This is a genomic window from Paracoccus versutus, from assembly GCF_029909795.1.
Taxonomy (GTDB): Bacteria; Pseudomonadota; Alphaproteobacteria; order Rhodobacterales; family Rhodobacteraceae; genus Paracoccus; species Paracoccus versutus.
Genome location: NZ_CP038197.1, coordinates 393,172 through 412,402, shown reverse-complemented (window position 1 = coordinate 412,402; position 19,231 = coordinate 393,172). Strand labels below are relative to the sequence as shown.

The window sequence follows — 19,231 nt, the reverse complement described above, 5'->3', positions numbered from 1 at the left end:
CAAGACGCGCGGTTTCGGGACGTGGCAGTCAGGCCGGACCCACCGGCACGGCGTTCCGGCCGGCCGGGAAAGGCGTCGGGATGAGCAGGAATTTCTGGCTGGATTGCGTGATTTGGACTATCATCGTCCCATTGCAACGGGGGCGGCAAAGATGCGTATCCTGGCCCTAACTCTCTCGACAGCAGCAATCGCGCTCGTTTCCGGCTGTGAGGAGGTTCCCACTCCCTCCGCAACCGGCCAGCAGGCGCAGCCGGCCGTTTCCTCGGCCGGGTCAACGGGCGGAACCGGCGGCGGCCGGGCAAATGAATCCGGCGGCGGCGGCAACAGCGGTGGCTCGAGCGGCGGCAACAGCGGCGGCTCGGGTGGCGGAACCGGCGGCGGCGGTTCAGGCGGTGGCTCGGGTGACGGCTCGGGCGGCGGCGACAGTGACGGTGGCGACAGCGGCGGCGACAGCGGCAGCGATGGCGGCAACGATGGTGGCAACGATGGTGGCGGCAGCGATGGCGGCGATGACGGCGGAGGGGGCTGGGGCTAGCGATGTCGGCCGGGCGACCAGCTAGGTCTCTGCTGCTGGCTGCGGCGGTGTCGCTGGGCCTGACCACCCTGGCCGGGGCCGAAGACGCCCGCATCGCGCTGGTCGTCGGCAACGGGGACTATCAGCGCGCGCCCTCGCTGGACAATGCCGTGCGCGACGCCCGCGACATCGCCGACATGCTGCGCGGCTTCGGCTTTACCGTGCAGGAATCCCACGACCTCGACCGGACGGGCTTCGAATCCTTCCTGCGCACGGCCTTGCTGAACATCCCCGAGGGATCGGAGCTGGTCTTCTTCTATGCCGGCCACGGCATCCAGATCGGGCGGCGCAACTATCTGCTGCCGACCGACGTGGCCTTCGAAAGCATCTACGACCTGCCGGTGCAGTCCATCACCCTGGACCGGGTGGTCGAGCTGCTGTCGGCCCGCGGCTCGACCCATGTCGCCATGATCGACGCCTGTCGGGAAAATCCCTTTCCGAACCTGCGCCTGGCGGCCAATCTTGATGCGACGCTGTTCGAGACCAAATCCGGCTTCGAGGTCTTCTCGACCCCGATCAATTCGCTGGTCGCCTTTTCGACCTCGCCCGGACAGGTGGCCTATGACGGCGAGGCGGGCGGGAACGGGCCCTATGCCCAGGCCATCCTGGACGCGGCCGGGCAATATTCCGATGAAAACATCCTGACCATGCTGGCCGACGTGCGCCAGCGCGTCTATCAATCGACCAGCGGCCGGCAGGTGCCCTGGGAAAGCTCGACCCTGGTGCAGCCCTTCTACCTGGTCCAGGGCGGGACCGTCGCCACCCCGCCGTCCGCGGATTCCGCCGTCTCGCAGCCCAACCGCAGCGCCGCGCCCGCGCGGGAACAGGCGGTCGACCTGACCCTGCCCTTCGCGCGCGAACTGCCGCTGGGCGAGCGGCTGGCCGAAGGGATCGGCGGCCCTCTGGGCGATGTCTCGGTGATCGAGGCGCCGCAGCATGGGCAGATCGACCTTGCCGGCGGCGCCCCGACCTATCGCCCGCACCTGGCCGAGACCCCGATGGCCGGCAGGACCGAGCATGTCGTCCGGGACCGCTTCACCCTTGGCATCGGCGGCGCCGAGCCCGGCGTGCTGAAGGTCTCGGTCCAGATGCCCGCCCTGGCCTGCGACGTGCAGGCGGGCGATGCGCTGGACCTTCAGGGCGTGGGCCTTTACCGGCTGCCGAACCAGATCGAGCCCCGGCGCGCGCTGGCCGATTGCACGCAGGCCGTGGCCGAAAACCCCGGCGTCCCGCGGCTGCTCTACCAGCTGGGCCGCGCGCAGCAGGCGTCGGGCGACCTGAAAGCGGCCTATGACAGCTTTCGCGCCGCCGCCGCGGCCGGCCATGTCCGCGCCGGCCATGCCGCCGCCATGCTGCTGCTGAGCCCGCGCGTGGACCGCGCCGCGGTGCCGATCCCGCTGGACGAGGCGCAGGGCAACGCGCTGCTGGAGCAGGCCATCGCCAGCGGCGATCCCTTTGCCATGCACAGCCGCGGCCTGCGCCTGCTGCGCAACGGCCCCGCCGAAGCCGACCGCCAGCGCGGCTTCGAGCTGCTGGAGCGCGCCGCAGAGCTTGGCCATACCTATTCCATGAACGAGCTGGGCGCCTATTTCCTGGACCCCGACAGCCGCTGGTTCCGGCCCGAGCGCGGGCTGACCTATCTGCGCGCCTCGGCCGAGCGCAAGGACATCTACGGCTATAACAACCTGGGGCTGGTGGCGCTGCGCGGTCATGGCGACGTGAAGCCCGATCCCGCCGCCGCCCGCGACTGGTTCGAGCGCGCGGCCCAGGGAGGGCATCCCCTTGCGCCCGCGAACCTGGGCCGGATGATCATGCGCGGCCAGCTGGGCAAGCCCGATCCGCGCGCGGCGCTGCGCTGGTATGACATGGGGCTGGCGCGGGGCGACGGCTGGGGCGGGGCCAATGGCGCCGGCATCATCCTGGGGGGCGACGCCCGCCCGCTGGGTCCGGCCGATGCCGCCCTGCGCGCCGCCAAGGCGCTGCACCTGCCCTCTGCCGAGGCGGCCGCCCGCGCGCGCGAGCTGCTGGAGGGGGTGGCCGCCGCCGACCTGGACCGGGCGGCGCAGATGATCCTGAACGAGCTGGGCGAAGCGGTCGCCGTGGACGGGCGGGCCGGGCCCGCCACCATCGCGGCATTGGCGCGGGCGGGCAGCCGCGCGGGGCTGGAAGCCTTGCCGCCCGGCGCCGGCCCGCAGGAGCGGCTGCTGATGGCAGCCCGCGCCTGGTGGGCGCAGAACCCGCCCCGTGTCGATCTGTTCTGAGGCGATCGGGACGGGCAAGCACCCCGCCCCGCCGGTCCTGGCTTTTCTGCCGGTGCGCTGCGTCCGCCTGCCCCCAGGCCCAGCCGACGGCTGCCCCGTCAGCGCATAGCTCGTTTGCAATCTCATGCGTTGCGGCGAATTGGTTTGGATGCCATCTATTTCTGCATCACAGCAGGATCTCCCGATGTCCGAAGACGACGAGCAGGGCCGGCCGCCCCGACTGGGCAGGCTGATCGGCCAGGCCAGCCGCCGCTGGCGGCAAGCCATCGACCACAGGCTGCAGGGCTGCAAAGTCACCGATGCCGGCCTGGCGCCGCTGGTCCAGCTGGCCCGCGCAGGCGAGCCGGTCCGGCAAAAGGAACTGGCCGCCGCGCTGTCGCTGGACAGCTCGTCCCTGGTCCGCATCCTTGCCCGGCTCGAGGCCGACGGGCTGGTGCGCAGCGCGCCCGACCCGCGGGACGGCCGCGCCAAGGCCCTGAGCCTGACCCCGGCCGGAGAGGCTTTGGGCCGCCGCGCCCTTGCCGTCTCGCGCGAGCTGGAGGCCGAGGTGCTGGCCGGCATCGACGAGGACCGGATCGCCGCCGCCCGCGACGTCCTGCAACGCATCCTTGACCGGCTGGCGCCGGAACGAACCGACAAAGGCAACGCCCCATGACCATGGCCACCTGTCACGAGCCGCAAGGCTGGCGAACCGCCCCGGCGCCCGCGCCGCTGTGGCTGCTGGCCATGCTTACCCTGGGCGGCACCATGGCGATCCATATCTTCGTGCCGGCGCTGCCGATGGTGGCCGCGGCCTTTGGCACCACCGCCGGCGCGGCGCAGATGACGCTCAGCGCCTATGTCGTCGGCCTGGCGCTGGCGCAGGTCGTCTACGGGCCGATAGCCGACTTTTTCGGGCGCCGCCCGGTGCTGATCGCGGGCATGGTGATCTATGCCCTTGCCGGGGCGACGGCATTCCTGGCCCCGACCATCGAGATGCTGATCGTCGCGCGCTTCTTCGAGGCGATCGGCGGCGGCTCGGGCCTGGTCCTGGGCCGGGCGATGCTGCGCGACGGCCATTCGCACGAAGAGGCGGCAAGGAAGCTGTCGCTCATGAACCTGATGGTCATGGTCGGGCCGGGCCTTTCGCCGCTGGTCGGCGCGCTTCTGGCCGAGGCGACCGGCTGGCGCTCGATCTTCCTGGTCCTCTGTGCGCTGGGGCTGGTAAACCTGCTGCTGGTCTGGCGCCGCCTGCCGCATGGCCCCGACCTGCACGGCCGGGATCTGGGTCGGGTGATGCGCAGCTATGCCGGGCTTCTGGGCTCGCGCCGCTTCCTGGGCTATGCCATCGGCGGCGGCTTCGCCACGACGGCGATCTATGCCTATCTCGGCGCCGCCCCCTTCATCTTCGTCGACCAGCTGCACCGCCCGGCCAGCGAGGTCGCCTTCTACCTGGCCTTCAACGTGCTGGGCGTATGGTTCGGCAGCCTTGCCGCCAGCCGGCTGGCGGGCCGCATCCGCATGGGGCGCCTGATGGTGGCGGGCAACCTGATCAGCTGCCTGGGGGCCGTGCTGTTCCTGCTGGCGGTCCTGAGCGGCACGCTGAGCGTGGCCCTGGCGGTCCTGCCGATGCTGGTGCTGAGCTTCGGCGCCGGGCTCGCCTCGCCCATGGCGCTGTCCGAGGCGCTGAGCCTCGATCCGGCCGCCTCCGGCTCGGCCTCGGGGCTTTACGGCTTCATCCAGATGGTGATCGGCGCGGCCTGCGCCGCGCTCAGCGGCATCGGCGGCAATCCGGCCTTGGCCGCGGCGCTGGTGCTGACGGCGGCGGGCATCCTGGCGCAGCTGTCGTTCCACATCGCGCATCGCAGCCGGGCCTGACGCGGCGATCCCGGACCGAGCCGGCGGCGGCCGGCCCGCGCGGCCTTGCCGGGGGCTGGCTCAGGACGTGCCCTGGCGCTTCAGGATCGACACGAGGTCAAGCGCGTTCGTGGCACGGCCGGACAGGTCCAGGTCGCGCTTGATCTGGGCCAGATGCTCTTGCATCAGGCGCGCGCCTTCCTCGGCATCGCGCCGGCGGATCGCATCGACGATCCGGGAATGATCGTGGTCGCGGCAATCGGTCATGTCCTGCGCGCCGAAAATCCCGATGATCAGCGAGGTGCGCGTGATCAGCTCGCGCATCATCCGCAGCATCACCGAATTGCCCGCCACCTGCGCCAGGAGGCCGTGGAACTGGCCCGACAGGCGGATGGCGTCGCGGCGCCTGCCGATGTGGTGGGCTTCGTGCTCGCGCTCGATATGGGCGGCGAGCATGGCGATTTCGGCATCGGTCGCGCGCTGCACCGCAAGGCGGGTGATCGAGGGTTCCAGCATCAGCCGCGCCTCGAAGACCTCATGCGCCTGTTCCGCGGTCGGGCTGGCGACGAAGGCCCCGCGATTGGCCTGCAGATCGACGATCTGGCGGCTGGCCAGCAGCAGCAGCGCCCGGCGGATCCGCATCCGCCCGACGCCGAATGCATCGCACAGGGCCGATTCGGAAAGCTTGGTGCCGGGGGGCAGGCGCTGTTCTATGACTGCTTCGAAAATATGCTCGACGATGTCTTCTTCACCAATTTCGGTGCTTTCGTCCTGTGCTGCTGCGAACTCCATCGACAGTCAATTCCCCGGCAATGCCCTTCTGTTCCCCCGAAAATAGGGTCTAACCCAGGCTACAACAAGAATCCGACGCGATCCAGATTGTTAACATAATTGTTGACATATCTGTTAACGGGTTCACGATGGGCCTTGTCGAAAATCGCAAAAGCACCCGTGCGGCGGCCTGGAGCCGCTGCCCGGACAGTCAACAGACAGGGAGAACTGAACTCATGCTGCGTCGTAGCTTTCTGAAATCCACCGCATTGGCCGCCGTCGCCACCCTGGCGCTGATCCCGGCGGCCCATGCCGAGAATGCCAAGCTGAAGATCGGCTTCGTGGGCGTGACCTCGGGCCCGGCGGCCGCCTGGGGCATTTCCAACCAGCGCTCGATGGAGGCCCGCGCGGCCTGGCTGAACGAACTGGGCGGGGTGCAGATCGGCGACACGACCTATGACGTGCAGATCGTCGCCTTCGACGACCAGAAGGATCCCAAGCGCGCCATCGCCGGGATGGAAAAGATGGCGCAGGACGGCGTGCATTACGTCGTCGGCCCGAATGTCGACGACGGCGCGGCCGCCGTCCGCCCGGTCGCCGAGCAGAAAGGCATCATCTATTTCCCCTATGCCTTCCCCAAGACGCTCTATGTCGCCCCCGCCTCGAACGCCATCCTGGGCATGGTCGCGAACTATCAGTCCGGCCCGGCGATCTACAAATACCTGATGGAGAACAAGGGCGTGAAGAAGGTGGCCTTCGTCGCCGCCAATGAATCCGACCCGCTGAGCCAACGCGATTCCGGCATCGAGGCGGCCAAGGCGCTGGGGCTCGAGGTGGTGTCGGACAAGGTGACCTACCAGGTGGACACCACCGACTTCACCCCGGTCCTGCTGCCGGTGCTGCAGGCGCAGCCCGACCTGCTGGTGCTGTCGGGCGTGTCGCCCGCCAACGCGCCGCAGCTGATCCGTTCGGCGCGCGAACTGGGCTACGAGGGGCTGATCTCGACCGAGACCGCGCAGGATGCCAGCGTGCTGGCCGAGGGCGCGGGCGACCTGGCCGAGGGCTTCATCTCGGTCGGCGGCGCCTCGACCGAGGAGCTGGCCTCGGACGCGATGCGCGAATTCGTGGAGCGCTATACCAAGATGTTCGGCGAATATAACGACGAGTCGAACACCAAGATCTATGCGCTGGAATACATCATCGAGACGCTGAAGGCGAACCCCGCCGCGATCAGCGACGTCGAGGAGTTCAAGAAGACCATCGACACCTTCGAGGCGCCCAACCCCTTCATGGTCGGCGATGCCAAGCTGCGCTATGTCGGCGAAAGTTCCTTCGGACAGAAGCGGCAGGTTTCGGTGCCGCTGGTCGTGAACGAATACCGCGGCGGCAAGTTCGAGACCCTGTTCGTGGCCGAGGTCGACTGACGCCGCATCGCGTCGGGGGCCTTGCGACCGCATGGCCCCGGTTTCACACACGAGGACGGGATGGAACAGATCATCGCAAACGGCCTGTATCTGGGTGCGCAATACGCCCTGATCGCCCTGGGCCTGACACTTATCTTTTCACTGATGAACGTGCTGAACTTCGCGCATGGGCAGATGTATGTCCTGGGCGGCTTCGTCTGCTACACCGTCGTGGCGCAGCTGGGGATGCCGTTCATCGTCGGGCTGGTCGCCTCGGCCCTGGTGCTGGCGGTGCTGGGCGGGCTGATCGAGCGGTTCCTGTTCCGCCCCGTCATCCGCCGCTCCAAGCGCGACGAATCCACCATGCTGCTGGCGGCGGGGATCGCCTTCTTCCTGGATGCGGTGATCCTGCTGCTGTTCGGCGAAAAGCAGCGCGGCGTGCCCAAGGTGGTCAACGGGGTCTTCAACTGGGACTTCCGCATCATCATGCCCTATGACCGCATCCTGATCGGGATGCTGGCCATCGGCCTGATCGTCGCCTTCATCCTGTTCATGCAATATTCCAAGGCCGGCCGCGCCATGCGGGCCCTGGCGCAGGACCGGGTGGCGGCGCAGCTGATGGGCGTCGACGTGGACCGCTATTCCATGATCGGCTTTGCCATGGGCGCGATGCTGGCCGGGCTGGTCGGGGCGCTGCTGGTCACGATCACCGGCGTCAACCTGGGCATGGGCGGGCCCACCTCGATCAAGGCCTTCCTGATGATCATGATCGGCGGCGCCGGGGTGATCTCGGGCGCCATCGCCGGGGGCTTCATCCTGGGGATGATGGAAAGCGTCGGCCTGTCGGTCTTGTCCTCCTATGGCGACGTGACCTATCTGGTGATCTTCGCCACCCTGATGATCTTCCTTGCCATCCGGCCGCAGGGCCTGATGGGCAAACCCTGGGGCTGAGGCGATGACGATGCAAAACCAACCGCACGCCGCGCCCTTGGCGGCCGGCAAGGGGCTGACGATGCCCAAGATGCTGGGCGTGGCCGCCTTCCTGGCCTTCGTCTTCGCAGCCGTGCCCATGTTCATCGCGGCGACCGGCCGCTGGGACTTCTACTATACGCTGACCTCGGTGGCGCTGCTGTCCATCGGGGCGGCGGGGGTCTGGCTGACCTTCTATATCGGGCGGATCAACATCGGACAGGGGGCCTATGCGCTGGCCGGCGGCTATGTCTCGGCCGTGCTGATCACGCAGGCGGGCGTCAGCTTCTGGCTGACCCTGCCGCTGGCGGGGCTGTTCTGCGCGCTGATCTCGGTGCTGATCGGCCTACCGATCCTGCGGCTGCGCGGCGTCTATTTCGCCATGGTCACGCTGGTGCTGACCGAGGTGGCGCGGCTGACCGCGCTGGCCCTGCCGGTGACGAACGGGGCCAAGGGCATCACCTCGATCCCGCTGCCGGGGGGCGTCTCGGTCTTCGGCATCACCCTGATCCCCGATTTCGCCACGCTGCAGAACCCGCGCCAGGCGTTCTATTTCGCCGCCATCGGCCTGATGATCCTGGTCTACGTGATCCTGTGGCGGATCGTGAACTCGCGCCTGGGCCACCTGTGCCGCAGCCTGCAGCAGAACGAAGAGCTTTCGGCCTCCATCGGCGTCAACACCGCATGGCTGCGGATCATGGCCTATGCCATCTCCAGCTTCTTCGGGGGCGTCGCGGGGGCGATGTTCGTGTCGATCTCGCAATCCATCTATCCCTCGTCCTTCGTGGTGCAGGACAGCGTGAACTTCATGCTCTACTGCTTCCTCGGCGGCCTGGGCTATGTCTTCGGCCCGATGCTGGGCACGCTGCTGCTGTATTTCGGCTGGGATCTGCTGTCGGTGGCCGGGAAATACCAGCTGCTGATCTATTCGGGGGCGATGATCACGCTGATGCTGGTGCTGCCGAACGGCGTGCTGAGCCTGTTTGACCGGAAGGGGGGCGGCAAATGAGCCCGATCCTGGAAATCCGCAACGTCACCAAGAAATTCGGCGGGCTGACGGCGAACAACGACATCAGCTTCGACGTCGCACCCGGCGAGATCCTGTCGGTGATCGGGCCGAACGGCGCCGGGAAATCGACGCTGTTCAAGCAGATCGCCGGTTTCGAGAAGCCGACCACCGGCGAGGTCCGCTTCAAGGGCGAACGCATCTCGGGGCTGGCCCCGCACAGGGTGGCGCGGCTGGGCGTGGTGCGCACCTTTCAGGAAACCACCATCTTCCGGTCGATGACCGTGCGCGAGAACGTCATCGTCTCGCATCACCTGCGCTCGCGCGCCAGCCTGCTGGGCTATTTCCTGGGCACCGCCACCGCGCGCGCGGACGAGGCAGAATTCGCCCGCTCGGCCGACGAGATCATCGACTTCCTGGGCCTGGGCGCCATCCGCGACGAACTGGCCTCGAACCTGCCGCAGGGGCATCTGCGGGCGCTTGGCATGGCCATCGGCCTGGCCACGCAGCCGCAGGTCATCCTGCTGGACGAACCCTTCGCCGGCATGAACCACGACGAAACCATGCGCATGGTCGCCCTGGTCCGCAGGCTGCGCGACGAACGCGGCGTGACCGTGCTGCTGGTCGAACACGACATGCCCGCGGTGATGAAGATCTCGGACCGGATCGTCTGCATCAACTTCGGCGAGAAGATCGCCGAGGGCAGCCCCGCCGAGATTCAGGCCAACCCCCGCGTCATCGAAGCCTATCTCGGCTCGGAAGACGCGGCCATCGGGATGTAAGCGCATGACCAGGATGCTCAGCTTCGACAATGTCGAGCTTTACTACGACCATGTCTATGCGCTGAAAGGCGTGTCCATCGAACTGAACGAGGGCGAGACCGTGGCGCTGATCGGCGCGAACGGGGCCGGCAAGTCCTCGATCCTGCGGGCGATCACCGGCCTGCGCAAGATCAAGTCCGGCCAGATCACCTACATGGGCGAGCGGCTGGACGGCACCTCCGCCCCCGAGGTCGTCAGGAAAGGCATCGCCATGGTCCCCGAGGGACGGCGCGTCTTTCCGCTGATGAGCGTCAAGGACAACCTGCTGATGGGGGCCTTCACCCGCAGCGACAAGCCCGGCATCGAACAGACGCTGGAAAGCATCCTGACGCGGTTTCCCCGCCTGCGCGAACGCTTCAACCAGCAGGCCAGCACGCTTTCGGGCGGAGAGCAGCAGATGATGGTGATCGGCCGCGCGCTGATGGCCAAGCCCAGGCTGTTGCTGCTGGACGAGCCTTCGCTGGGGATCGCGCCCAAGCTGGTGCAGGACATCGCCCGCGCCATCGTCGCCATCAGCCGCGACGAGGGGGTGTCGGTCCTGCTGGTCGAGCAGAACAGCCGCATGGCGCTGTCCATCTCGAACCGGGCCTATGCGCTGTCCCTGGGACAGGTCGTCCTGTCGGGCAATTCGCGCGAGCTGCTGAACGACCCGCGCGTCAAGGCCGCCTATCTGGGCGGGGATGTCTGAGGAAAACATGCGCATTCTGGTTCTGAACCCCAATACCACCGCTTCGATGACCGAAAAGATCGCCGCCGCCGCCCGGCGCGCGGCCTCGCCCGGAACCGAGATCGTGGCGGCCAACCCCGCCCGCGGCCCGGCCTCCATCGAGGGTTTCTATGACGAGGCGATGAGCCTGTCGGGCCTGTTGCAGGTGATCCGCGAGACCCCCGATGTCGATGCTGTGGTGATCGCCTGTTTCGACGACACCGGCCTCGATGCGGCGCGCTGCCTGACCGACATTCCCGTGGTCGGCATCGGCGAGGCCGCCTATCACATGGCCTCGCTGATCTCGAACAGGTTCTCGGTGGTCACGACGCTGGCGCGCTCGGTCCCGGCGCTGGAACACAACCTGCACCGCTATGGCCTGTGGTCGCGATGCGGGCGGGTGCGCTCGTCCGAGGTCGCCGTGCTGGAGCTGGAAGAGCCGGGCAGCAACGCCAGCGCCCGCATCGGCCGCGAGATCGCCCGCGCCATCGCCGACGACCGGGCCGAGGCCATCGTGCTGGGCTGCGCCGGGATGACCGACCTGACCGAGCGGCTGGCCGCCGAACATGGCGTCCCCGTCCTGGACGGGGTCAGCTGTGCCGTGACCCTGTGCGAGGCGATGGTGCGGCTGAAGCTGCGGACGTCCCGCCTGGGCGGCTATGCCCCGGTGCCGCAACACAAGCTGGCCCCGGCCTGACCCTGGCGCGCCCCGCGCATCCTGATCCCACGGAGGTAAGACAGATGAAACACCGCACCCATCCGGTTTTGGCCGCGCTGATGCTGACCCTGGCGACTGCTCCCCAGGCGCTGGCGGAAACGCCCGCCATCGTGCTGATCAACCCCAATTCCAATGCCGAGGCGACCAGAAGCATGGCCGATCTGGCCCGCGGCGTCGCCGGCGACCGCGCCACCATCGTCGAGCGGACGAATGCAGGCGTTCCCGCGCTGCTGACCACGCCCGAGGACATGGCGAATGCCGCCAGGGGCGTCGCCGCCATCGGGCAGGAGGTTGCTGCCGAGCCCGGCGTCGCCGCGGTCATCGTGGCCGCCTTCAGCGATCCGGGCCTGCCGGAGCTGCGCCAGGCCGTGACCGGGATCGGTGTCTTCGGCATCGGCGAAGAGGCGTTCCACGAGGCGGCGCGGGATGGCCGGCCTTTCTCCATCGTGACCATCACCCCCGACGAGGGGCTGCTCGAATCCTTCCGCCTGCGGGCCGAGGAGCTGGGCTATGCCGACCAATACCAGGGCGTCACGGTGACGGAGGGGGATCCGAACGAGCTGGTCAAGGATGCCGATGCGCTGGACGCCGCGCTGGCGGATGCGGTCGAACGGGCCATCGCGGAAAAGGGCGCGGCGGCGATCATCATGGGCGGCGGCCCGCTGTCGGCCCCCGCGATGCGCATCCAGGACAAGTTCCAGGTTCCGCTGGTCGTGGCGGTGGCGGCGGCGACAAGGGCCGCCCTGGCCGGGATCGACTAGGGCCGTCGCCGGCCGCGGCCGGGTGATCCGCACGGCAAGCCGACCGCGGCCGGGCGCGGCCGTGATGCCGGCCAGGCAAGGCGGATCGCCGTCGCGGCAAGCCTGCGGAACGGCCGGGCCTGGCGCCGCTCAGGCGCCGACGGGCCTGCGGGTCATGCCAAGCGCCCGCCGATGCCGCATCGAGCGGACGAGGACCGCGATGGTCGTGCCGTTATGCAAGAGCGCCGTGGTCGCGGGCGCAAGCAGGCCCGTCGTCGCCCCGGCCAGGATTGCCGAGTTCACCCCCACCGCGACGCGGAAGTTCGAGCGGATCAGCGCCATCGTGTCCTGCGCGATCTCCAGCACGTCGGCCAAGGCGTCCAGCCGGTCCTCGACCAGCAGCACGTCGGCGGTCGCCCGCGCGATGTCGGCCGCGCGCGGCATGGCAAGGCCCACATCGGCCACCATCAGCGCCGGCCCGTCGTTCACCCCGTCGCCGACATAGGCGACCTTGGCGCCCTGCGCCTTGAGCGCGGCGATCAGGCTGGCCTTGTCCTCGGGCTGCTGTTCGTAATGCACCTCGTCCATGCCCAGCACGCGGCCGAAGGCCAGCGCCTTTTCGCGCGCGTCGCCGGTGATCATCACCATGCGCCGGATGCCCATCGCCCGCAGCCGCGCCAGCACCGGCGCCGCCTCGTCCCGCAGCCGGTCGCGCAGGGCGAACATCGCCAGCGGGCGGTCGTCCTGCGCGGCATAGAGCATCGACTTGCCCTCGGCCTTCAGCGCCTCGACCCGCGCGCGTTCGGCGGCGAAGGAGACATGTTCGTCGTCTTCCAGGAAATGCCGGCTGCCGAAGCGGATCACGTTGCCGCCGATCCTGCCCTCGACGCCGTGGCCGACGATGAAGTTCACCTCTTCATGCGCGACATGGGCCAGATGCCGGGCCTGCGCCAGTTCCACCACCGCGCGGGCGATGGGATGGGCGGTGTGTTCCCCCAGCGAGGCGACCATGGCCACGGCCCGCTCTTCGTCCACGCCCCTGGCCAGCGGCACGATGTCGGTGACTTGCAGCGTATTGTGGGTCAGCGTCCCTGTCTTGTCGAAGACCAGCGTATCGACGCCCGCCAGCGCCTCCAGCGCCTGGCCGGACTTGATCAGGCAGCCCTGTTTCGCGGCGCGATACATCGCGCTCTTGATGGCGATGGGGGTGCCCAGCTTCACGGTGCAGGAATAATCGACCATGAAGACCGATTCCATCCGCCGCCAGTCGCGCGTCGCGGCAAAGACCCCGGCGGCCGAGGCCAGCGTGATGCCGATGCGCTTGTCGGCAAGCTGCTCGGACACGGTCTCGATCTCGGCCGGGCGTTCCAGCGCCTCCTGGATATAGCGGGTGATGCGGCCGGTGGTGGTGGCGTCGCCCACCCGGTCGGCGCGGATCACCAGCCGGCCGTCGGTGACGATGCCGCCCGACAGCGCCACCTCGCCCGGCATCCGCGACAGGGGCAGGCTTTCGCCCGTCACTGCCGACTGGTCGACATAGCCCGCGCCCGCCAGCACCAGCCCGTCGACGGGCACGGTCTCGCCCATGCCGACCACGACGCTTTCGCCGCCCTGCAGGCTGTCGAAGGGGACGCGGACGGTCTGGCCGCCGCGCTCGACCCAGACGTCGTCGGGGCGGCGGTGCAGCAGCGTGCGCAACAGCTCGTCCGAGCGCTGCTCGGTGCCCGCCTCGATGTAATTCGCCAGCTCCATCAGGAAGCGGGTGAAGTTCGCCGTGCCGTATTCGCCGCGCAGCGCCGGCAGGCCCATGGCGATGGCGTCCAGCACCTCGACCTTCAGCCCCTGGGTCAGCGCTGCCCCGGCGCCGGTCAGGACCGGGCGGGCGACATTCGCCCAGGTGGCCAGCGCGGCCAGGGGGCGCGGCAGGGCGAAGGCCCCGGCGACCGAGCCAGCCGCCAGCGCCAGGTCCAGCCCGTCCGCCCCCTCGGGCGGCACGAAGCCCTCGGCATGGGCGGGCGGGTTGGCGGCGGTGGCGAGGATGCGTGCGCGCAGACCGGGGCGGCCGTCATGAAGGACCACGACCGAGCCGCCCCGCCGGTTCACCCGCAGCCCGGTCACGCCCGGCAGGGCGCGGATCGCCGCCCCCGCCCGCGCGATCAGCGCGGCATCGGCCGGCAGCCGCAGGCGCAGGCGGCCGGGCAGTTCATGGGCGATCCGCATGGCCTAGCCGTTCACCGGGCGCGGGCCGCTGCGGTCGGCCTGGGGATCGACCGCCGCCTGGGGCTCGGCGGGGGCCTCGGCGGGGGCTTCGGGCGTCGCCGCGGCTTCGGCGGCCGCTTCGGCCTCGGCGTCGTGATAGCGTTCCTTCAACTCCTCGATCCCGCCCTGCAGCGTCGCCCAAAGCTGCACCGCGGTGCGCATGATGACGCGCTGCGCCGGCTCGCTGGTCAGAAGCCAGGCCGCGCCGGCGCCGACCGCCAGCCCCTTGACCAGCGAATCCGCCTGCGGATGCGGGTGCGGATTGGCCATGCCCGGCGCGGGCTGGCCGGGCTGGCCGCGATAGCCGGGAAAGGCCGGCGGGCCGGCCCATGGCTGAGGTTGCGGCTGGGGCTGAGGGGCCATCTGCTGGGCCGGATCGGGCGCCGGCCAGCCCTGGCTGCCGTAGAAGTGATAGTGATAATGCACCCCGCCGTTATCCTTGCTCGACATGCTCACCCCTCCTGACCGGGCTTGTGAAAGACCTGCGAGACGACCTCGCGCAGTTCCGGCTTGCGGGCCAGGACCACCACGCCGGCGCCGATGGCCGCGCCGAGCCAGAATTTCGAGCCGCTGGCCCGCGCGATCCGGCCGAGGTTCGACAGGCTGAGCCCGTCCTGCATCACCCCCTCCAGCACGTCCAGCAGATCGACCCGGCGCGGACCCGGTCCCGGACCCGGACCATAGCCATAGGGCCCGCCCTGCGGCCCCTGGCCATAGCCCCAGCCGTGGGGCTGGCCGGGGCCGGATTGATAATCGTTGCTCATGGGATGCTCCTTTGCGACTGGTGCGGGGACGCGCCGTCCCCAAGCTGGCGGTTCAGGGCCGCGGCGATCTCCGCGGCCCCTCCGTTCAAGATGACCTGCCAATCCGCCGCGCCGATCACCTGCGGATCGTATTCCACCACCACCGACAGCGCCGCCGGGTTGAGCCGCGCGATCCGCAGCGGCAGGCGGCGCAACAGGTCGAGGAACGGCGCCGGATCGGCCGAGGGCATGTCCCTGAGCGCCGCGGGCGCCAGCTTCAGCCGGATGCGGCCGGCAACGTGATGGGCCACGGTGACATGGCGGCGCAGGTGCAGGAAGGGGGCCAGATCGGGCATGGGATCAGCCATGGGGCACCTCGCGCGGGATCCATTCCCAGACCTCGGGCAGCATCTCGGCCACCGGGCAGGTGCAGCATACCGGCCCCTTGCCGCAGGAACCGCAAGCATCGGCCACCAGCCGGGCGCGACCCTTGGCGGCCCAGATCTGCATCATCGCATGGGCATTGTCGCGGCTGGTCTCCAGCGCGATGGACAGGTCGGTCAGGCTGGCGCGATGCGCGCGCTCCATATAGTCGCGAAGGGCGGCCAGCGTGGTCATGCAGCACCTCCGATCCGGTCCGGCAGCGGCGGGCGCTCGGGCAGCCGCCTGCGCGCGACCGAATGGCCCACCACCCAAAGCGCGGCCATCGACCCGGCCAGCAGCGCGAGGCAGAAGGCGATCCAGAGCGTCGCCTGCGCCGGGTCGCGGCCAAAGCGCGCGCCTTGGTAGAACAGTGTCGCCGCCGTCCAGCCCAGCCCCGTGGTCCAGCCGGCCGAGAACGCGGTCCAGCGCCAGCCGACCTCGTGCCAGATCGCGCCCACCGCGGCCACGCAGGGCATGTAGAGCAGGATCATCAGCAGATAGGCGAAGGCGCCGGCCTGCCCGTCGAAACGCGCCTCCATCGCGCGGAAGGCGGCGGGGGCGACCTCAAGCTCCTCGGCCGCCGCATCCTCGCCCTCGGCCGTATAGGAGACGTCGATCCCCAGCGGATCGCCGGCCGAGCCGAAGGCATCGGCCAGGTTCGCGGGAATGGTGGCAAGGGCGGTCGCGATCTGTTCGCCGATGCCGGGCGCCTCTTCCTCGGCCGCCTCGCCGCCGGCTTCCGCGACGCCAAGCTGGGTGTAAAGCGCGTTCAGCGTGCCGATCACCGCCTCTTTCGCCAGGATGCCGGTAAAGACGCCCACGGCGGCGGGCCAGTTGTCGTCGGTCATGCCCATGGGGCGGAACACCGGCACGATGCCGCGCCCGATGGCGGACAGGACCGAATCCGTCTCGTCCTGGTGGCCGAAGCTGCCGTCGGTGCCGACCGAATTGAGGAAGTTCAGCACCACGACCACCGGCACGATCACCCGCCCGGCCTTGACGATGAACGCCTTGAGCCGGTCCCAGGCGCGCAGGATCACCGTGGTGAAGGTCGGCAGGTGATAGGGCGGCAGTTCCATGATGAAGGGCGAGGCATCGCCTTTCAGCACCGTGTTCTTCAGCAAGAGCCCGGTCAGCACCGCCGCGGCGATGCCGATGACGTATAGCAGGAAGACCAGGTTCTGCCCGGTTTCGGGAAAGAAGGCGGCGGCGAACAGCGCATAGACCGGCAGCCGCGCCCCGCAGGACATGAAGGGCGCCATCATCACCGTCAGCAGCCGGTCGCGACGGCTTTCCAGCGTGCGCGTGGCCATGATCGCGGGCACGTTGCAGCCGAAACCGACGATCAGCGGCACGAAGCTTTTTCCCGGCAGGCCGATGAAGCGCATCGCCCGGTCCATGACGAAGGCCGCCCGCGCCATGTAGCCCGAATCCTCCAGCACCGACAGGAACAGGTAGAGAAAGGCGATGATCGGGATGAAGGTCGCCACCGTCTGGATGCCGCCGCCCACCCCGTCGGCCAGCAGCACCACCAGCCATTCCGGCAGGCCGATCGAGGACAGAGCCCGGCCGAAGCCGTCGACCGCCACCGCGCCCACCGCGATGTCGAAGAAGTCGATGAAGGCGCCGCCGATGGAAATGGTGAAGAAGAACATCAGATACATCATCGCCAGGAAGATCGGGATCCCCAGCCAGCGGTTCAGCACCACCCGGTCGATCCGGTCCGACATGGTGCGCGAGACGTCATGCGGCCGGGTCAGCACCGCAGAGACAATCCCGGTCACGAAGCCGAAGCGGGCATCGGCGATCAGGATGTCGCTGTCCTCGCCCAGCGCGCGCTCCAGCCCGTCGCGGGCGGCGGCGATCTGCGATTCCAGTTCGCCCCCGGTCCCGGCCAGCGTCGGCGGGTCGCCCTCGATCAGCTTCAGCGCCCGCCAGCGGCTGCCGGCATGGGGCATCAGCGCGGCGACGGCGGCCTCGATCTCGGGCGCATAGCGCGGCTCGGTGCCTGGGCCGGGGGCGGCGGTGATCGCGCGCTTCAGCGCCTCGATGCCGGTCCCGCGCGAGGCCACGACCTCGATCACCGGGCAGCCGAGCGCGCGCTCCAGCCCAGCCCGGTCGATGGCCAGCCCCCGCCGCGCCGCGATGTCGACCATGTTCAGCGCGACCACGATCGGCACCTGCATCTCCAGCAGCTGCGTGGTGAGGTAGAGGTTGCGCTCCAGGTTCGAGGCATCGACGATATTGACGATCACCTGCGCCGCGCCCGACAGCACGAAGTCGCGCGCGACGCGCTCGTCCTCGGACACCTGCACGGTCGCGCCCAGCGAATAGACGCCGGGCAGGTCGACCAGCTCATAGACCCGGTTCTGGTGGCGGAAGCGGCCGGTCTTTTTCTCGACCGTCACGCCGGGCCAGTTGCCCACCTCCTGCCGCGCGCCGGTCAGGATGTTGAAAAGCGTGCTCTTGCCGCAATTGGGGTTGCCGACGACGCCGATGACGATGGTCATTGCAGCTTCTCCACCGACAGAAGGGCGGCCTCGGCCTTGCGCAGGCTCATGGCAAAGCCGCGCAGGCTGATCTCGACCGGATCGCCAAGGGGCGCGACGCGGGTGATGGCGAATTCGACGCCGGGCGTCAGGCCCATGGACATCAGCCGCTGGCGATAGCCTGCGGCGCCACGGCCCAGCCCGAGGATCCGCGCCCTGTCCCCCGGCACCAGGTCGGAAAGCGTCAGCGCCGGCATGGCCGGCTCCAGCAGCCGCACCTTGACCCGCCGCGCGGTGTCCAGGTCCAGCGTCAGCCGCGCATCCTCGTTGATGGACACCAGCAGCCCTGCCCCGCTGCGCTGCACCACGCGCAGGCGGCAGCCGACATGCAGGCCCAGATCGGACAGGCGAAGCTGTTCTTCGGGCGGGGCCTCGATGGCGCGCACCCCAAGCGCGCCGTCCGGGGCTTCGTCAAGGGATACCGCGCACATGGATGACCTCGTTGGCAAGGAGGAAACGAGCTGGCGGCGGCTTGCCCGGATTATTTGATCCTAGCCCGATTCGCCCTTGCCGTCCTTGATCCGCATCAATCCAGGCGCGCCGTGCCCGGCCCGGCCGGGCCAAAGGGGTCTGTCCCGCACCGCGCGGCTCAGCCGTTTCCGGGTGGCCGCGCCATGCCCATGCCGCGCCTGGCGGCGAAATCGACCGGGATCGCCAGCCTTCCCGCATAGCCGCCCGCGGGATCGCCGCTCGGCACCACGGTCTGCCGCCCGCGGCGAGCCGTTCCTCTGCACCCGTCCCCGCGCCTGAGCCGACGGATCGCATCGCCGAGACCGCGTTTCCCAACAGCCCCCAGATGCCGCCCCGCGCCGCAGGCGAGAAACCGCGGCCAGCCTTTCCTCTGAACCCGTCCCGGTGCCGAGGCCGACGGATCGCCGCCAAGGCACCGTTTCCCAGCAGCCCCCTTGGGGCACCGACCTCCGCCTCACGCACCGAGGCGAGACGCGGCTTCTCGTCAACGATCCGGCCGCCCTGCGCGAACAGCAGGACGATCGAGATCGTCGCAGGCAATCGCAAGCCGGCTTGGCCCGACACTCGACACCGACGGGGTAAGGGCCACCCCCGCCCTTATCCCGTGGTCCCCGCCTGGCTCGCCTGCAATTCCCCGATCAGCGCCTCGATCCTGCGCTTTCGCTGCCGCGCCTCGGCGATCAGCGCGTCCACCGCATCGCGCTTTGCGCTCAGCAGGCGGATCGCCTCGGCGCAGGAGATCGGATGCGGGCCGGAACGGACCTCGACGCTGGCGATCTCGCGCAGGGTGAAGCCCAGCCCCTGCGCCTGCTCGATGAAACGCAAAAGCGCGACCAGTTCCTCGGGGTAGTCCCGATAGCCGTTCGGCCCGCGTGCGGCAGGCGCGATGATGCCGCGCCTCTCGTAGAAGCGGATGCGCGAGGTCGTCAAGCCTGCTGCTTTCGCGATCTCACCGATCTTCATTCTGGCCCCTTGACCTTA

20 protein-coding genes are annotated in these 19,231 nt (G+C 69.2%); 11 read left to right on the top strand and 9 right to left on the bottom strand.

What is annotated here, in order from left to right; genetic code table 11:
* Nucleotides 1-151: 151 nt before the first annotated feature.
* The 4 genes from E3U25_RS13035 to E3U25_RS13020 all read left to right on the top strand — a co-directional run bounded on the left by E3U25_RS13035 (nucleotide 152) and on the right by E3U25_RS13020 (nucleotide 4,692).
* A complete protein-coding gene (locus E3U25_RS13035; RefSeq protein WP_147304541.1) occupies nucleotides 152-535 on the top strand; it encodes a hypothetical protein in 384 nt (127 codons plus the stop codon).
* Between the two features lie 2 nt (nucleotides 536-537).
* Entirely contained in the window at nucleotides 538-2,835 is a 2,298-nt protein-coding gene (locus tag E3U25_RS13030) for a caspase family protein (protein ID WP_116222700.1), read from the top strand.
* 184 nt (nucleotides 2,836-3,019) lie between these two features.
* Nucleotides 3,020-3,490 carry a MarR family winged helix-turn-helix transcriptional regulator gene (locus tag E3U25_RS13025; RefSeq protein WP_036755127.1) on the top strand — a complete coding sequence of 157 codons (471 nt, stop codon included), beginning with the start codon at nucleotides 3,020-3,022 and terminating at the stop codon, nucleotides 3,488-3,490.
* Nucleotides 3,487-4,692 carry a multidrug effflux MFS transporter gene (locus E3U25_RS13020; protein ID WP_244295295.1) on the top strand — a complete coding sequence of 402 codons (1,206 nt, stop codon included), beginning with the start codon at nucleotides 3,487-3,489 and terminating at the stop codon, nucleotides 4,690-4,692. Before E3U25_RS13025 ends, E3U25_RS13020 begins: the two co-directional genes overlap by 4 nt.
* A gap of 60 nt (nucleotides 4,693-4,752) precedes the next feature.
* Here the strand turns inward: E3U25_RS13020 and E3U25_RS13015 are convergent, their stop codons facing one another.
* Nucleotides 4,753-5,463: a GntR family transcriptional regulator gene (locus E3U25_RS13015; RefSeq protein ID WP_072462566.1), complete on the bottom strand. Its 711-nt coding sequence runs from the start codon at nucleotides 5,461-5,463 to the stop codon at nucleotides 4,753-4,755.
* Nucleotides 5,464-5,678: 215 nt separating this feature from the next.
* Here E3U25_RS13015 and E3U25_RS13010 point away from each other — a divergent pair, with 215 nt between their 5' ends.
* From E3U25_RS13010 to E3U25_RS12980, 7 genes are read left to right on the top strand one after another with little or no spacing between them, the layout of a single operon-like run.
* Nucleotides 5,679-6,866, top strand: coding sequence for an ABC transporter substrate-binding protein (locus E3U25_RS13010; RefSeq protein WP_116222697.1), 1,188 nt, complete (start codon nucleotides 5,679-5,681; stop codon nucleotides 6,864-6,866).
* A 60-nt stretch (nucleotides 6,867-6,926) separates the two neighbouring features.
* Complete coding sequence (locus tag E3U25_RS13005; protein ID WP_036755119.1) at nucleotides 6,927-7,796, top strand: branched-chain amino acid ABC transporter permease; 870 nt, start codon at nucleotides 6,927-6,929, stop codon at nucleotides 7,794-7,796.
* A 10-nt stretch (nucleotides 7,797-7,806) separates the two neighbouring features.
* Entirely contained in the window at nucleotides 7,807-8,823 is a 1,017-nt protein-coding gene (locus tag E3U25_RS13000) for a branched-chain amino acid ABC transporter permease (RefSeq protein ID WP_240540221.1), read from the top strand.
* Nucleotides 8,820-9,602 (top strand): ABC transporter ATP-binding protein, encoded by a 783-nt coding sequence (locus tag E3U25_RS12995; protein ID WP_036755116.1) that lies wholly within the window; start codon nucleotides 8,820-8,822, stop codon nucleotides 9,600-9,602. Before E3U25_RS13000 ends, E3U25_RS12995 begins: the two co-directional genes overlap by 4 nt.
* 4 nt (nucleotides 9,603-9,606) lie before the next feature.
* Nucleotides 9,607-10,329 carry an ABC transporter ATP-binding protein gene (locus tag E3U25_RS12990; RefSeq protein WP_036755114.1) on the top strand — a complete coding sequence of 241 codons (723 nt, stop codon included), beginning with the start codon at nucleotides 9,607-9,609 and terminating at the stop codon, nucleotides 10,327-10,329.
* 7 nt (nucleotides 10,330-10,336) lie between these two features.
* Nucleotides 10,337-11,044 carry an aspartate/glutamate racemase family protein gene (locus E3U25_RS12985; protein ID WP_072462565.1) on the top strand — a complete coding sequence of 236 codons (708 nt, stop codon included), beginning with the start codon at nucleotides 10,337-10,339 and terminating at the stop codon, nucleotides 11,042-11,044.
* Between the two features lie 44 nt (nucleotides 11,045-11,088).
* Complete coding sequence (locus tag E3U25_RS12980; RefSeq protein ID WP_208861649.1) at nucleotides 11,089-11,826, top strand: aspartate/glutamate racemase family protein; 738 nt, start codon at nucleotides 11,089-11,091, stop codon at nucleotides 11,824-11,826.
* Nucleotides 11,827-11,955: 129 nt separating this feature from the next.
* On the opposite strand, the gene E3U25_RS12975 is transcribed toward E3U25_RS12980, so the two are convergent.
* From E3U25_RS12975 to E3U25_RS12940, 8 genes are all read right to left on the bottom strand, one after another.
* Nucleotides 11,956-14,025: a heavy metal translocating P-type ATPase gene (locus E3U25_RS12975; protein WP_116222696.1), complete on the bottom strand. Its 2,070-nt coding sequence runs from the start codon at nucleotides 14,023-14,025 to the stop codon at nucleotides 11,956-11,958.
* 3 nt (nucleotides 14,026-14,028) lie between these two features.
* The gene (locus E3U25_RS12970) at nucleotides 14,029-14,514 is read right to left on the bottom strand and encodes a hypothetical protein (protein ID WP_114537851.1); all 486 of its coding nucleotides are present in this window, start codon (nucleotides 14,512-14,514) and stop codon (nucleotides 14,029-14,031) included.
* A gap of 2 nt (nucleotides 14,515-14,516) precedes the next feature.
* The gene (locus E3U25_RS12965) at nucleotides 14,517-14,828 is read right to left on the bottom strand and encodes a hypothetical protein (protein ID WP_116222695.1); all 312 of its coding nucleotides are present in this window, start codon (nucleotides 14,826-14,828) and stop codon (nucleotides 14,517-14,519) included.
* A complete protein-coding gene (locus tag E3U25_RS12960) occupies nucleotides 14,825-15,175 on the bottom strand; it encodes a hypothetical protein (RefSeq protein WP_140847848.1) in 351 nt (116 codons plus the stop codon). The genes E3U25_RS12965 and E3U25_RS12960 overlap by 4 nt, the downstream gene beginning before the upstream one ends.
* On the bottom strand, nucleotides 15,168-15,425 hold the full coding sequence (locus E3U25_RS12955) for a FeoC-like transcriptional regulator (RefSeq protein WP_036755104.1): 258 nt from the start codon (nucleotides 15,423-15,425) through the stop codon (nucleotides 15,168-15,170). The genes E3U25_RS12960 and E3U25_RS12955 overlap by 8 nt, the downstream gene beginning before the upstream one ends.
* Nucleotides 15,422-17,740 (bottom strand): Fe(2+) transporter permease subunit FeoB, encoded by a 2,319-nt coding sequence (gene feoB, locus E3U25_RS12950; protein ID WP_116222693.1) that lies wholly within the window; start codon nucleotides 17,738-17,740, stop codon nucleotides 15,422-15,424. Before feoB ends, E3U25_RS12955 begins: the two co-directional genes overlap by 4 nt.
* Nucleotides 17,737-18,210, bottom strand: a complete 474-nt coding sequence (locus tag E3U25_RS12945) for a FeoA family protein (protein ID WP_116222692.1) — start codon at nucleotides 18,208-18,210, stop codon at nucleotides 17,737-17,739. Before E3U25_RS12945 ends, feoB begins: the two co-directional genes overlap by 4 nt.
* Nucleotides 18,211-18,847: 637 nt before the next feature.
* Nucleotides 18,848-19,213 (bottom strand): MerR family transcriptional regulator, encoded by a 366-nt coding sequence (locus tag E3U25_RS12940; RefSeq protein ID WP_116222691.1) that lies wholly within the window; start codon nucleotides 19,211-19,213, stop codon nucleotides 18,848-18,850.
* Between the last annotated feature and the right edge of the window lie 18 nt (nucleotides 19,214-19,231).